The sequence below is a fragment of the Chryseobacterium sp. AG844 genome (genome assembly GCF_003182335.1).
Taxonomy (GTDB): domain Bacteria; phylum Bacteroidota; class Bacteroidia; order Flavobacteriales; family Weeksellaceae; genus Chryseobacterium; species Chryseobacterium cupriresistens.
In genome coordinates this window covers 16,314-29,508 of sequence record NZ_QGTV01000033.1, presented here as the reverse complement: position 1 = coordinate 29,508, position 13,195 = coordinate 16,314, and the positions used below count along the sequence as shown (strand labels likewise).

At 36.7% G+C, this 13,195-nt stretch carries 15 protein-coding genes; 8 read left to right on the top strand and 7 right to left on the bottom strand.

Annotation, left to right across the window (positions count from 1 at the left end; all coding sequences use genetic code 11):
* Positions 1 to 384 precede the first annotated feature (384 nt).
* Positions 385 to 1,929: a serine hydrolase gene (locus DEU40_RS21450; protein ID WP_110011733.1), complete on the bottom strand. Its 1,545-nt coding sequence runs from the start codon at positions 1,927 to 1,929 to the stop codon at positions 385 to 387.
* 88 nt (positions 1,930 to 2,017) lie between these two features.
* Here DEU40_RS21450 and DEU40_RS21445 point away from each other — a divergent pair, with 88 nt between their 5' ends.
* The 5 genes from DEU40_RS21445 to DEU40_RS21425 all read left to right on the top strand — a co-directional run bounded on the left by DEU40_RS21445 (position 2,018) and on the right by DEU40_RS21425 (position 5,033).
* Positions 2,018 to 2,485: a hypothetical protein gene (locus DEU40_RS21445; RefSeq protein WP_110011732.1), complete on the top strand. Its 468-nt coding sequence runs from the start codon at positions 2,018 to 2,020 to the stop codon at positions 2,483 to 2,485.
* A gap of 58 nt (positions 2,486 to 2,543) precedes the next feature.
* Positions 2,544 to 3,041 carry a metallophosphoesterase family protein gene (locus DEU40_RS21440; RefSeq protein ID WP_110011731.1) on the top strand — a complete coding sequence of 166 codons (498 nt, stop codon included), beginning with the start codon at positions 2,544 to 2,546 and terminating at the stop codon, positions 3,039 to 3,041.
* 111 nt (positions 3,042 to 3,152) lie between these two features.
* Entirely contained in the window at positions 3,153 to 3,647 is a 495-nt protein-coding gene (locus DEU40_RS21435) for a Smr/MutS family protein (protein ID WP_110011730.1), read from the top strand.
* A gap of 18 nt (positions 3,648 to 3,665) precedes the next feature.
* A complete protein-coding gene (locus DEU40_RS21430; protein WP_110011729.1) occupies positions 3,666 to 4,382 on the top strand; it encodes a DUF3822 family protein in 717 nt (238 codons plus the stop codon).
* Positions 4,383 to 4,460: 78 nt separating this feature from the next.
* On the top strand, positions 4,461 to 5,033 hold the full coding sequence (locus DEU40_RS21425; RefSeq protein ID WP_110011728.1) for an RsmD family RNA methyltransferase: 573 nt from the start codon (positions 4,461 to 4,463) through the stop codon (positions 5,031 to 5,033).
* Here the strand turns inward: DEU40_RS21425 and DEU40_RS21420 are convergent.
* Entirely contained in the window at positions 5,030 to 5,377 is a 348-nt protein-coding gene (locus tag DEU40_RS21420) for a winged helix-turn-helix transcriptional regulator (RefSeq protein ID WP_110011727.1), read from the bottom strand. The two genes, DEU40_RS21425 and DEU40_RS21420, sit on opposite strands and share 4 nt — an antisense overlap.
* An 84-nt stretch (positions 5,378 to 5,461) precedes the next feature.
* Between DEU40_RS21420 and DEU40_RS21415 the strand changes: the two genes are divergently transcribed.
* Positions 5,462 to 6,061, top strand: a complete 600-nt coding sequence (locus DEU40_RS21415; protein WP_110011726.1) for a nitroreductase family protein — start codon at positions 5,462 to 5,464, stop codon at positions 6,059 to 6,061.
* 80 nt (positions 6,062 to 6,141) lie between these two features.
* Here the strand turns inward: DEU40_RS21415 and murI are convergent, their stop codons facing one another.
* The 5 genes from murI to DEU40_RS21390 form a co-directional block, all read right to left on the bottom strand.
* Positions 6,142 to 6,972, bottom strand: a complete 831-nt coding sequence (gene murI, locus DEU40_RS21410; protein ID WP_110011736.1) for a glutamate racemase — start codon at positions 6,970 to 6,972, stop codon at positions 6,142 to 6,144.
* A gap of 60 nt (positions 6,973 to 7,032) precedes the next feature.
* Positions 7,033 to 8,157 (bottom strand): radical SAM family heme chaperone HemW, encoded by a 1,125-nt coding sequence (gene hemW / locus DEU40_RS21405; protein ID WP_110011725.1) that lies wholly within the window; start codon positions 8,155 to 8,157, stop codon positions 7,033 to 7,035.
* A gap of 51 nt (positions 8,158 to 8,208) precedes the next feature.
* On the bottom strand, positions 8,209 to 9,159 hold the full coding sequence (locus tag DEU40_RS21400; RefSeq protein ID WP_110011724.1) for a PorP/SprF family type IX secretion system membrane protein: 951 nt from the start codon (positions 9,157 to 9,159) through the stop codon (positions 8,209 to 8,211).
* Between the two features lie 51 nt (positions 9,160 to 9,210).
* Positions 9,211 to 10,284: an RluA family pseudouridine synthase gene (locus DEU40_RS21395; RefSeq protein WP_171006329.1), complete on the bottom strand. Its 1,074-nt coding sequence runs from the start codon at positions 10,282 to 10,284 to the stop codon at positions 9,211 to 9,213.
* 73 nt (positions 10,285 to 10,357) lie between these two features.
* Positions 10,358 to 11,440, bottom strand: coding sequence for a PASTA domain-containing protein (locus DEU40_RS21390; protein ID WP_110011723.1), 1,083 nt, complete (start codon positions 11,438 to 11,440; stop codon positions 10,358 to 10,360).
* Positions 11,441 to 11,596: 156 nt separating this feature from the next.
* On the opposite strand from DEU40_RS21390, the gene DEU40_RS21385 reads away from it, so the two are divergent.
* Both DEU40_RS21385 and coaD read left to right on the top strand, forming a co-directional pair.
* The gene (locus DEU40_RS21385; protein ID WP_110011734.1) at positions 11,597 to 12,580 is read left to right on the top strand and encodes a D-alanine--D-alanine ligase; all 984 of its coding nucleotides are present in this window, start codon (positions 11,597 to 11,599) and stop codon (positions 12,578 to 12,580) included.
* A gap of 88 nt (positions 12,581 to 12,668) precedes the next feature.
* Complete coding sequence (gene coaD / locus DEU40_RS21380; protein WP_047428484.1) at positions 12,669 to 13,133, top strand: pantetheine-phosphate adenylyltransferase; 465 nt, start codon at positions 12,669 to 12,671, stop codon at positions 13,131 to 13,133.
* Positions 13,134 to 13,195: the final 62 nt, after the last annotated feature.

Here is a 13,195-nt window from a genome sequence, read left to right as displayed (position 1 = left end):
ATCCGGGTATTACAACCCTGTGGATTGGACTCAAATGTTTTAAAGATATAGCCAAAGCTTACAAAATCTTTAAAGATCTGTCCACACGATAGTCCTCCGGAGGGGTGGCAAAAATTCAAAGAATTTTTGACGGGGTGGTTAACTTCCGCTAAAGCCATTATCGTTGTAAACATGAAAAAACGGGCTTCCTTCTTGAACTGGTGTTCGTAACCTTTCAGCTTATGCTCAAGATGATAGCCCGTTCCTATTGAATTATTTCAGTTCTCATTTTCAATAATCATTAAAATGAGTGTTATCTGAATAAATTTGTGGCATTCGTGGTTAACAAACAAAAAAAGAACGGACCCAAGCCCGTTCTCCATAGAATATTTTATAATCTCTATTTTATTTCTTCTTCAAATCCAGATCATCAAAATCAAAACTGAAATCTGTTACATCAGAAATCGCCTTTAATTTTGCAGATTCTACTTTTCCGTTTTCGTCATAGCTGAAAATGATATAGGCATCCGCATCATAGCTTCTGTCATCCCATTTGATAATGAAAGAATTATTGGAATAAGGAAGCAGCTCACCTTTTAACCTTGGAGAGTTTTTGCACGAAATTCTGTAGCTATTTCCCTGTTGTGTAATTTCTACATCACCAAACCATACATCATTGTAAGTTCCTGTAAACTGTTCTGCTTTTGGCTGCTGCGCTTTTTCTTTTTTGAAGGCTTCAGATTTTGCAAAAGCGTCTTTCTTTTGTTTGTTGAATTCGGCTTCCATTTTAGACATTCTTTCGCTATAGGTTTTCAGCCAGTTTCTGTCTGCAACACCAAGATAAGAATCTTTCACGGTATTGGTAATTGTGTTGAAAGCGGCTCCGGACTGTTGGTTCGTCAATACTACAATTCCCAGTTTCATATCGGGAATTAAAGTAAATTGGGTAACTGTTCCGATCAATCCACCGGTATGCTGTACCTGTTTATGTCCTTTCACATCACTCAGAAACCATCCTAAACCGTATCCGTAGAAACTTGTATCATAAGGATTTTTCGCAGCCACCCTATCCGGAATCTGCAGGCTCCAAAGTTGTTGAACATTTTTATCCGAAACCAGTTTTTTCCCATCTTTAGTGGTGAAATTATTTAGGAGACATTCCGCCCACGTGGTCATGTCTTTAATGTTACTCATAATTCCACCTGCAGCATTGCCCGTTTCGTTCCAGTCGTGGGGAACAGCAATTGCTTTTCCGTCTACCGGAGCATGTGCATCAATTTTATTGGCAACAGCCTTTGCTCTGCTGTAGCTTCCGAAACTTGAAGTCATTCCTACAGGTTTCATAATTCGCTGTTCAATAAATTCCGCCCAGCTTAATCCGGAAATTCTGTGGATAACTTCTCCGGCTACAATAAACATGATATTGTTATAATCCAGTTTCGTTCTGAAAGGATTTTCCGGTTTCAGATATCTCACATTGTGCACAATATCATTAACGGTTAAATTTCCTCCTTCCGGAAAAAACATAAGATCTCCCTGTCCAAGTCCTAATCCGGCTCTGTGAGTAACAAGATCCTTGATCGTTACATTTTGAGAAACATAAGGATCATACATTTGAAACTCAGGAATATATTTTGAAACTTTATCATCCCAGTTCAGTTTTCCTTCATCTGCTAAGATGGCTAATGCTGTACAGGTAAAGCCTTTTGAGTTGGAAGCAATCCCTACCAGCGTATTGTCATCCATTGGCTGCTTTGTTGTAAGAGAACGTACCCCAAACCCTTTGGAATAGATCATTTTGCCATCTTTCACAATGCCTACCGACATTCCCGGTACATCAAAGGTTTTCAGGGTATTTTGGATCAGTTCATCCAGTTTTTTTTCTTCAACCTGCGCATTGGCTAATCCTACGGTTAAAAGAAAAATGAAAAAAGAAAGTTTCTGTTTCATTGTTTATTTTAATTTTCCCAAATTTACTAAATATTAAGAGATGCTAATTTTAGCGTTGTTAAAACTTTACAATAAATCAGTTGTATTCATGAAAAAGCCTATTTGTATCTGTATTTTCTCTCTTTTCGCTATCATTGGGATCAAAGCCCAGGACAGAACTGCCAATCCTTTGCTTTTGCAAACCTGGAATCTCAGTAAAATGGATACTTATATTTATACTTATGAAAAACAGGATGGTTTTGAAGCAAGAAGAGAAGGAATCAGATTTCAGAAAAACGGAAAAATTACAGGAAATCTGATTAAATCTACTTTAAGATATGATACGCTGGAAGAGCCTGTTACCAAAAAAAATGAAAAGCCGGACCGTTACATCGGAAGCTGGAAAAAAACTTCGGACTCTACAGTAACGTTGGTTTTCCCTTCTAATACTAATATGACCGGCACTTTTGTTATTTCAAAGCTTACGGAGAATCAACTGAAACTGAAAAAGGTTTTCAGTGCGGATATAGAAAAGAAACTGGATTCCATCAGAAAAACAAGAAATATTACCGATTAGGATCTCCTATAAATTGATAAAAGCTTCTTTATATTTGCACTCTTAAAAATGGCAGTACATGACAAAAGTTCTTCTTCTTTCCGATTCCCATTCTTATATTGATGACCGTATCCTGGAATATGCTTCTCAGGCTGACGAAGTATGGCATTGCGGAGATTTCGGAAGTCTGGATGTCATTGAACAGCTGGAAAAAATAAAACCTCTGAAGGGCGTTTACGGAAACATTGATAATGCTAAAATTCAGGCAGAATTTCCGGAAGTGAACCGTTTCTTTTGTGAAAAACTGGAAGTTCTCATGATCCATATCGGAGGTTATCCGGGAAAATATACTCCACTTACGAAAAAGGAAATGGCAGAAAAAGCTCCGAAATTGTTTATTTCAGGCCACTCTCATATTTTGAAAGCGATGTATGATGAAAAAAATGAGCTCCTCCATCTGAATCCCGGAGCCTGTGGGAAACAGGGTTGGCATAAAGTGAGAACAATGATGCGCTTTGTGGTGGATGGTGAAGAAATCAGAGATCTTGAAGTGATTGAACTGGGACCGAGAGTGTGAAAGGCGAAAGGGTTTGAGAGTTTGGGGGGTTAAAGGTAAAGGAGTTTGTGTTCATCCATTTTACTTTTTACCTTTGCACAAATATTGGTTCATACAAACCTTTAAAAAATTATGAAGATCGGCGATAAGGTTTCGGTAGTAGATGAGGATTTAAGCGGGGTAATTACTTCCGTGAAGGGTAATATTGTCGTTTTTAAAGATGAATATGGCTTTACCCATCAATATCCCAAAGAAAAACTGGTTCCGAAAGATGCTGATCTGTATGAAAATATAAGAGTTGTAACAAAAGCGGAACCTAAAAAAATCATTTCCAAGAAACATCAGAAAAATCATTTGGTTTTAGACCTGCATTTTCATAATTTGGTAAAGAATCCCAATGACTATGACAGCTTTGAAAGATTGTTTATACAAAAGGAAAAACTGATTGAAGTCATTGAGTTTTGCAGAAAAAACAACCTGAAGAGACTGGAAATTGTTCACGGAATTGGTGACGGTACTTTACAGAGGATGGTTCGGGACGTATTGGAGAGTCAGGTCAATATTGATTTTTATAATAAGGAAATACTTCACCATCAATCGGGTGCGGTAATGGTAGAATTTCACTAAATTTGCAGGAATTGAAATATGAACGTACTTAATTTACTTTTTACCAAAGACGGATTGATCTGCCAGATTGTTAAAAACAAAAACATTCTGGAGGAAAAGTCTTATTTCGTTACTGAAGAGACACCAGCCAATCTTATTGACCAAAAGCTGGACGAAGTTCTTATTAAGCAGCGCTACGACGAGATCCATGTGATTTCAGCATTGAATCATTTTACCCTGATGCCGGAAGGCTTCTCTGAGCATGAGGCAGGATTTGATCTGATTGCTTTCAACGCTCCGACTGACAGAGAAAAAGAAGAGCTGATGCTTTCGATCAACAAAAAATTCAATATTCAGTTTTATTATACTTTCCCGAAAAACTATTATAAGAAAATAAAAGAGCTGGCATTACCGGTTCATTTTAATTTCTCCGGGGAAAAGTTTCTAAGTTCGATCAATAATAAAACCAGTAAGGAAATTCATATTAATCTGTACCATAACCAGTGTGAATTTTTTGCGATCGATAATAAGAAAATTATTCTTTATAATAACCTGGATGTCAATTCTGAAGTAGATTTCCTTTACTTCATTATGTTTACATTGAGCAAGATAGGTTTCGGAATCAATGAAACCAGTTTTTATGCTTATGGAGAAACTACGGAAAATGAAACGTTTATTTCCGAACTTCAGAAATTTGTTAAAAACCTGAAAATTGTTTTTGACAATATTCCCAACAAAAATTTTATACTTAATTAGGTTACAGGCTGCAGGTAACAGCAATTAAAACACATTCACCTGCCTCCTATAATCTACTACCTAAACCCTAACAACAATATGTTCAGAATCATATCAGGCAAATGGAAAGCCAAGAAAATTGCCGCTCCGAAAAACTTTGAAGTAAGGCCTACTACCGATTTTGCGAAAGAGGCTTTATTCAGTATTCTGGAAAACAAATACGATATGCAGTCGATCTCCGTTCTTGATCTTTTTGCAGGAATTGGCTCTATTACCTTGGAATTTGCTTCCAGAGGATGTCAGAATGTGACTTCTGTGGAAATGAACCCAAAACATACGGCATTTATCAACACTACGGCTTCTGAGCTTGATATGGCACTTCAGATCAATGTGCAGAGAGGAGATGTCTTCGACTGGCTTAAAAAATTCAGAAATAAAAAGGCATTTGAGATTGTTTTTTCTGATGCTCCTTTTGAAATGGAAGAGAAAAAGTATTACGAGCTGATTTCTTTAGTGTTAAATAATAAATATCTGAAAGAAAACGGAGTTCTTATCGTGGAACACCAAAGCCGTATGAAACTGGAACATCCCAACTTAACAGATACCCGAAAATACGGAAACGTAAGTTTCAGTTTTTTTGAACCCAATAAAGAAGATAATCAGGAACTTTAATTCCTGATTATTTTTTTGGAGATAACCGGCGCCTCCTCACCCCATTTTGTTATGGCTTCCAGAACAGGCAATAAAGTTCTTCCAAAGTCTGTTAACTCGTATTCTACCACTAAAGGTGGTTTTTCTGTAAAAACTTTCCGGTCAATAATTCCATCTTCCTCCAATTGCTTTAGCTGTAAACTCAATGTTCTTTCCGTAATGGTAGGAATCGATTTTCTTATTTCATTATAACGCTTAGTTCCTCCGATAAGGTGGTGTAAAATTACTGCTTTCCATTTCCCACCTATAAATTTCATCGTAACGCTGGTACAGCAGGGATAGGATTTATTATCTATTGTATACATTTTTATACTATCATTTTTTACCGTTATTGCAAAGTTAGGAAACTTAAATTAATTTTGTAACTATAAAAATGATAGTATAAAATTATGAACTTTTTAGACCAAATGAAAAACAGGTATACTGTAAAAAAGTATAATCCACAGGGAAAAATCAGTGAAGAGCAAATTGCAGTACTTCAGGAGATTTTAAATTTAAGCCCGTCATCTATTAACAGCCAGCCATGGAATTTTATATTCGTAAATGATCCTGAACTGAAGAAGCAATTGGGGGACAAATCTTATTTTAATAAAGAAAAAGTGTTGGACAGCAGCCACATCATTGTATTTCAGGTGATAAAAAACATAGAAAACTTTGAGAAACAAATAGAGGAAAACCTTCCAGAAGGCCCTGTTAATTATTACCGAACTATGGTAAAACCTAAAGGAGAAGAGGCTATAAAATCATGGCTTGGACATCAGGTATATTTATCATTAGGAGTTCTTTTATCTGCCTGTGCAGCGATGGGAATAGATTCTACTCCGATGGAAGGAATTGAACCTGAAGGTTATGATGCGATCCTGAATAATGAAAAATACGAAACTTTATTTGCTGTAGCCATCGGGGAAAGAGATGAAGCAGATGCAAACCAGCCTAAATTTAATCCAAAGAAAAGACTGGAGGCTGAAAAAGTAATTGTGGAAGCGTAATTTTAAACACAAATTTCACTAATTATTCCACAAAGAACACAAATAAAAAAGTCTGCTTCAATATGAGGCAGACTTTTTATTTATAATACTTTCAATTCTAAGTCAATGGATTTTCCAAAGAACTTCTTTGAAATTTTCTCAAAATTCTTGGTAATATCCGAAAGATAGAAATGATAATTAGGCTTTGAGTTATGATCATGTAAAAGATTATACTTATCAAGAATGATCTTCAGATGATTGGCTACAATATTCGGAGAGTCAATGACACGGACTCTGTTTCCGTAGTACTGTTTAATCTCATCAATTAAAAGAGGATAATGCGTACAGCCAAGAATCAGAGTTTCAATATTTTTTAATTTATTATTACTTAAATAATTATAAATAATAGCATGAGTAATCGGATGATTTTTAAACCCTTCTTCAATAGCAGGCACCAATAAAGGTGTTGCCAGTTCGTCTACTTTGATCCATTTATTATGCTTTCGGATACTCTTTTTGTAGAGCCCTGAATTCACGGTTGCTTTGGTAGCAATTACGCCTACATTATTATGGATTTCATATGATACTTTTTCGGCCACAGGATTAATAACGTCTATGACAGGAACTTTTCCTGCAACAGACTGCATCACTTCATTCAAAGCATTAGCCGTTGCCGTATTACAGGCAATAACAATCGCTTTACAGTTCTGCTCAAGCAGAAAATTGGTGATCTTAGTAGAATATTCAATAATCGCATCTTTGGATTTTTCTCCATAAGGAAGGTGCTTTGTATCTCCAAAATAGATCAGATCTTCGTTAGGAAGAAGTCTCTTGATTTCTTTGGCAACGGTAAGACCTCCTACTCCGCTGTCGAAAATTCCGATAGGCTGGTTGGGTGAAAGATGTGAATAATCTTGTTTTTTTGTTTTCAAATGAGTTGAAATTTTATACAAAAATAGTGAATTTTATGGCATGCTGTATATATACAAACATTATACAATAAACAAATCTGAAGCAATTCCGTCTGCCATAAACCAATGTTTTTCAGGAATTTTTAAATGTTCATTCTCAATGATTAAAATACCTTCCTCCATTTTAGCTTTGATTTCTCTATGAAAATGTTCTAACAATCTCTCTGAAAATTTAGTTTTTAAACTTTCAAGATCTACTCCCCAGATGGTTCGTAAGCCAATCATAATCATTTCATTAAACTGATCTTCCTGGGAAAGAATTTCTTCTTCTTTGGCAAGAAGTTTATCATTCAGTTTTTTGATGTACTGCTGATTATTGGCGACATTCCAGCTTCGGACATCAAATCCGTTATAGGAATGTGCTGACGGTCCTATTCCAAGATATTCATTGTATTTCCAGTAAGCAGAATTGTGGCGTGAGTAAAAGCCAGGTTTGGCAAAATTGGAAACTTCATAATGTTCAAAACCATGATCTTTTAAAAAGTCGGATAGATAATAGAATTCCCTGTTTTGCTCTTCTTCCCGGGGACTTTTTATTTTCCCTTTGGAGATCCAGTTTTCTAAAGCTGTTTTAGGCTCAACAGTTAATGCATAAGATGAAATATGGGGAACTTCTAAAGCAATTGTTTTATTAAGGTTTTCTTTCCAGATTTCAAGATTGGATGTGGGTGAACCATAGATCAGATCAATACTCAGATTTTCAAAGCCGGAATCCTGTGCCCGCTTGATGGAACTTTCTGCTTCAGAAGCACTGTGAGCTCTATTCATCAGTTTCAGATCTTCTTCAAAGAAGCTTTGTGTACCAATGGACAGTCTGTTTACAGGTGTTCCGGCAAGCTGTTTTAAGAAATTTTTATCCAGATCATCGGGATTGGCTTCCAGAGTAACTTCTATATCTTTTTCAAAACTGAAATATCGTAATACTTCGCCTATTAAAGAACTGATTTCATCCACAGAAAGAATAGAAGGAGTTCCCCCTCCGAAATACAGGGATTTCAGGTTTTTGTTCTGCAATTCATCTTTTCTCAGCAGTATTTCAGTTTTCATGGCACGACGCATTTCATCCTTGAAATTCAGGGATGTTGAAAAGTGAAAGTTGCAGTAACTGCATTTTTGTTTACAGAACGGAATGTGAATATATATCATAAAAAAAGCTCTGAAAAATTTCAGAGCTCAAATTTATTTAAATTAAATTAATTAGTATCTAAATCCTCTAGCATTAATGAAGTTGTCGAAGTTATATCCAAGACCAATCATGAAGCTGTTTCCTCCATAACTCTGGATATCAGACAATCCAAGGTTATACGTAGCTCCGATCATGAATTTGTTGAATCTTACCTTTACAATTGGAGAGATACTCAGGTCCTGATTGTCAAATCTGTTCTGAACCGTTCTGTAGCTTACCCCGAAAGAGAATGCGTTGATATCGTTAGAGAATGTCGCCATCAGGTTCCAGTCGATCATTCTTGTTGAATTGGTGTTAAGGTTGATCAATGCTGACGGTGCAATGGTAATATTATCAGCAATGTTCCAGTTGTATCCTAAATTTAAGAAGAATTTAATTGGAGAAGGCTCGTAGTTGTTTACGATAGAGGCATCATTACTTAATGCGATATCATTTACGGAAACACCCCCGAATAATCCTCTGTAGGTAGCAGCCAAACCGAAGTTGGCATACACCATGAAGATGTTGCTTTCTTCACCTCTCAATAATGGGTCACCTCCTTCTTCAGTATTGATTTTTGAATAATCAAAATTCATGTTATAGAAGTTAACACTTGTACCGAAAGAGAACTGGTCTTTTCTGTCTCCTTCACTACTTAGCGGAATAAAATATGAAGCACCAGCCGTGATACCACCTGCAGAGATCGGTCCGTTACTGTCTCTGAACACGGAAATACCAGCACCTACTCTATCAAAGATATTCGCATTGATCCCGATTGACTGTACATTCGGAGAATTACTGAATTTTGAAAATTGTTGTTGATAATTGGCGTTGAGCTGTACGTAATCTGTTTTTCCGTATTGAGCTGGGTTGAACAGGAACTCACCATCCAAAAGATATTGCTGATAGTATGGTAGTGATTCTTGTGCTTTGTATGCATTTGACAAAAGAGCTAAACATACGATAGCATATAGTTTTCTCATAACAAATCTTGATTTCAATTCAACAAATATAAAAAAAATCTCAATATATTTTTAGTTTTCCAAATAATTTCTCCATTTTTTTACAGCATCCGCCATATCTTTGGGCATTGGGCTCTCAAAATATAATTCCTTCTTTGTTGTTGGGTGTATAAATCCAAGGGTATGGGCATGAAGGGCATGTCTTGGCAAAATTTCAAAAACATTTTTAATAAATTGCTTGTATTTGGGAAGATTTACCCCTCTCAAAGGAGTATGCCCCTCATACCTTTCATCATTAAACAAAGTATGGCCGATATGTCTGAAATGCGCTCTGATCTGATGGGTTCTACCCGTTTCCAGCTTACATTCTACCCAGGTCATATATTTGAATCTCTCAAGGACTTTATAATGGGTCACAGCGTGTTTCCCCTGGCTGCCGTCTTCATAAACTGACATCTGCATTCTGTTTTTAGGATGTCTTCCGATGTGGCCTCTGATGGTTCCCTCATCATCCTGCATATTTCCCCACACAAAAGCCCAGTACAGTCTCTTTGTAGTTCTGTTAAAGAACTGTTTGGCAAGGAAGCTCAATGCATATTCATTCTTCGCAATCACCAACAGCCCTGATGTATCTTTATCAATCCTGTGGACAAGGCCTACTCTGTCAAGATCGGATTTCTCTCCGTTCTTTTCAAAATGGAAAGCAAGCGCATTCACCAATGTTCCGTCCCAGTTTCCGAATCCGGGATGTACTACCATTCCTGCTTCTTTATCTACAACTACAAGATCATCATCTTCATAAACAATATTCACCGGAATATCCTGTGGAATAATGACATTTTCTCTTGGAGGGTGCGTAAGCAAAACTGAAATCTGATCTCCCGGTTTCACCCGGTAATTCTGTTTCACCGCAGTTCCGTTCACGATAACATTTCCGGCTCTGCAGGTCTGTGAAATTTTATTCCTTGAAGAATTCTGTCTGTATATTAAAAGGAACTTATCAATTCTTAATGGTTCCTGTTTACTGTCAACAGTGATATTAAGATGTTCATACAAACCTTTATTTTCCTCGTCAATATCGATATTTTCGATACTGTTGGAATCTAATAATTCTTCATCTAAAAAATCTTCGTTATCTTCTGACATTGTTTTATATTTTTTACACAAAAGGCCTCAACATTTTGCAGTTGAAGCCTGTATTTTTGATATTAATCTGATTTTATTCTACGACAACCTTCTTAGCTTTCGGCTTTTGTGAAGGCTGCTGAGTGGTTGTTGCAGCCGGCTTGGCTGTACTTCCTGCTGCAGAGGTAGTGGTGGAAGTTTTAGGCTTCTCTGTACTTTGGGCTGCAGGTTTAGAAGTGGTAGTCTGAGGTTTTGGAGTCTCAGTTTTCGGTACTTCAGGTTTTGGAGTTTCTCTTCTAGGAGCTGGTACTACCGGAGCTTCATAACTTGGCTCACTATGCACTTCTTCATATCGTACCGGAGGAAGTGAAGTATCTACTTTCATACGATAGATAGAATTCAGCTGCTCTACTTTAGCTCTTAATTCGGCAGGAGTCCTCTTACTTGCCCAAAGATCGATCTGCATTCCCTGGTCACGAACATCGCCGGAAGCAGGATCCTGATAATAGATAATATCAGACTCATCTTTACCTCCATCTTCATGCTCTACCAATCCTACTTCAAACATACTTTTGGTAATGACAGCTCTTGCTTCTTTTACTGTAAGTCCTACAACATTAGGAATCGAGATATTTCTCATCGGCCCGGATCCTACTACCACATCAATAGTAGAGAATCTTGGTAAACGGGTACCCGGATTTACCGCATTTCCTTTATATAATATTCTTAAAAGAGCATCTTTCTGAATACTAGGCTCATAAATCGTATCTCCGATTTTAAGGCCTACCTGATCCAGTCTCTGGAATGCAAGTCCCGAATATTTATTGATCACATTCGGCACCGCAATAGGAGCCCATGTTCTCGGATTTACTTTTAGCGTTACCGTTCTTCCGTCTTTTACACGGGAACCTGGCGCAGGATATACCTGCAATACCTGGAATGGTCTGTATTTAGGATCATAATTGGCACTGTCTACTTCATATTCCAGCCCTGTATCATCTAATATTTTAACGGCATCATGCACCGATTTATTTACAATATTGGGAACAGGAATTTCCTGACCGTGATTAGTATGGTACTCCAACCAGCGAAATGTAAGCCATACAAGCCCCACGAAAACACCGATGGCTACAACTAAATTCAGTAAAACTTTCCAATTGAAAAGTGATTTAAGCATACTTAAAAATACTTTAATTATAACCGCAAATATAGCTAATAATTTTAGAATGGACTTTTTATTTAACACAATTCATTTTTGATTTTAAAATTTGCCGATTTCCCGTATTGCATTGCATAAAATGATTAAATTTGCCTTAATTGATACTATATGGTTATGAATAAAAAAAGTGTTGCCGTAGTAATGGGAGGCTATTCCGATGAATATGTTGTTTCCTTAAAAAGCGGACAATTGATTTATGATTCTCTGGACAGAAATCTCTATGATGTATATAAGGTAGTAGTCCTTAAAGATGAATGGTATTTTTTAGGGGAAAATGACACAAAATATGCCATCAACAGAGGAGATTTTTCTGTGACTTTAGATAATGGTGAAAACTTAAAATTTGATGTTTGTTTCAATATCATCCACGGAACCCCGGGAGAAAACGGAATTCTTCAGGCATACTGGGATGCCATAGGCCAAAAATATACAGGCTGCGATTTTTATCAGAGTGCTCTTACTTTCAATAAAAAAGACACTCTTGCCGTATTGTCAAAATACGGAATACCATCTGCTAAAAGTATTTATTTAAGAAAAGGGGAAGACATCAATGTGGATAAAATTGTAGCAGAATTGAATCTTCCATTATTTGTAAAACCTAACCAGTCCGGTTCTTCACTGGGAATTTCAAAAGTAAAGGAAAAATCAGAACTTATTGCTGCCACTGAAATTGCATTCAAGGAAGATAATGAAATTCTGATTGAAAGCTTCCTCGACGGTATGGAAGTTTCCGTAGGCGTTATTGATTTTAAAGGAGAGACTATCGTGCTAGGAATTACAGAAATTGTTCCTACCAATGAATTCTTCGATTACGAGGCAAAATACGAAGGCGCTTCTGAAGAAATTACGCCGGCAAGAATTGACGAAGAGACTACAAAAAGAGTGGAAGAAATCGCCAAAAGGGCTTATAATTCATTAGGAATGAGTGGTTTTTCAAGAAGTGAATACATTCTGATGAACGGAATTCCTTATATGCTTGAAATGAATACCAATCCGGGATTCTCCCCTGCAAGCATCCTTCCCCAACAGGCAAGACATTATGGAATTTCCATCATGGATCTTTGTGGAAATGAAGTTGAAAAAGCACTTAATAAATAAATAGAAGTTAGAAATTAGAGGTTAGAAGTTAGAGATTGAATACACTTTTAACAAATAATTCACTACTCAAAATCATAACTCGTACAACATGAAAATTGCTGTTTTCCCCGGGTCTTTTGACCCGATTACACTAGGACATTACGACATTATAGAAAGAGCGGCACCGCTATTTGATAAATTAATCATTGCTATAGGGCAAAATTCTCAGAAAAAATATATGTTCCCTCTTGAAAAAAGAATGGAATTTATCCAGAATTCTGTAGCAGAATTTCCCAATGTGGAAGTAGATTATTTTGAAGGACTTACCGTTGATTACTGTTTTGAAAAAAACGCACAATACATCATCAGAGGACTGAGGAATCCGGCTGATTTCGAGTTTGAAAAAGCAATTGCCCATACCAACAGAACTTTAGCCCATAAAAAACTGGAAACGGTATTTTTACTGACTTCTTCCGGAAAATCATTCATCAGCAGCAGTATTGTAAGAGAGATCCTTAACCATGGAGGGGAATACGAACTGCTGGTTCCTGAATCCGTGAGAGTAGAGCGATAAAAAAATATAATTGATGAGCGATAAATGATAATTGATATAATGGCCAAGAATTTGCTTAAGCA

Excerpts from the sequence above, each read along its gene's own strand:
- DEU40_RS21390 (WP_110011723.1), bottom strand. The coding sequence starts at position 11,440 with ATGCTTAAATCACTTTTCAATTGGAAAGTTTTACTGAATTTAGTTGTA.
- hemW (WP_110011725.1), bottom strand. The coding sequence starts at position 8,157 with ATGATATATATTCACATTCCGTTCTGTAAACAAAAATGCAGTTACTGC.
- DEU40_RS21450 (WP_110011733.1), bottom strand. The coding sequence starts at position 1,929 with ATGAAACAGAAACTTTCTTTTTTCATTTTTCTTTTAACCGTAGGATTA.
- DEU40_RS21425 (WP_110011728.1), top strand. The coding sequence starts at position 4,461 with ATGTTCAGAATCATATCAGGCAAATGGAAAGCCAAGAAAATTGCCGCT.
- DEU40_RS21445 (WP_110011732.1), top strand. The coding sequence starts at position 2,018 with ATGAAAAAGCCTATTTGTATCTGTATTTTCTCTCTTTTCGCTATCATT.
- DEU40_RS21435 (WP_110011730.1), top strand. The coding sequence starts at position 3,153 with ATGAAGATCGGCGATAAGGTTTCGGTAGTAGATGAGGATTTAAGCGGG.
- DEU40_RS21415 (WP_110011726.1), top strand. The coding sequence starts at position 5,462 with ATGAACTTTTTAGACCAAATGAAAAACAGGTATACTGTAAAAAAGTAT.
- DEU40_RS21395 (WP_171006329.1), bottom strand. The coding sequence starts at position 10,284 with ATGTCAGAAGATAACGAAGATTTTTTAGATGAAGAATTATTAGATTCC.
- DEU40_RS21400 (WP_110011724.1), bottom strand. The coding sequence starts at position 9,159 with ATGAGAAAACTATATGCTATCGTATGTTTAGCTCTTTTGTCAAATGCA.
- coaD (WP_047428484.1), top strand. The coding sequence starts at position 12,669 with ATGAAAATTGCTGTTTTCCCCGGGTCTTTTGACCCGATTACACTAGGA.
- DEU40_RS21385 (WP_110011734.1), top strand. The coding sequence starts at position 11,597 with ATGAATAAAAAAAGTGTTGCCGTAGTAATGGGAGGCTATTCCGATGAA.
- DEU40_RS21430 (WP_110011729.1), top strand. The coding sequence starts at position 3,666 with ATGAACGTACTTAATTTACTTTTTACCAAAGACGGATTGATCTGCCAG.
- DEU40_RS21440 (WP_110011731.1), top strand. The coding sequence starts at position 2,544 with ATGACAAAAGTTCTTCTTCTTTCCGATTCCCATTCTTATATTGATGAC.
- DEU40_RS21420 (WP_110011727.1), bottom strand. The coding sequence starts at position 5,377 with ATGTATACAATAGATAATAAATCCTATCCCTGCTGTACCAGCGTTACG.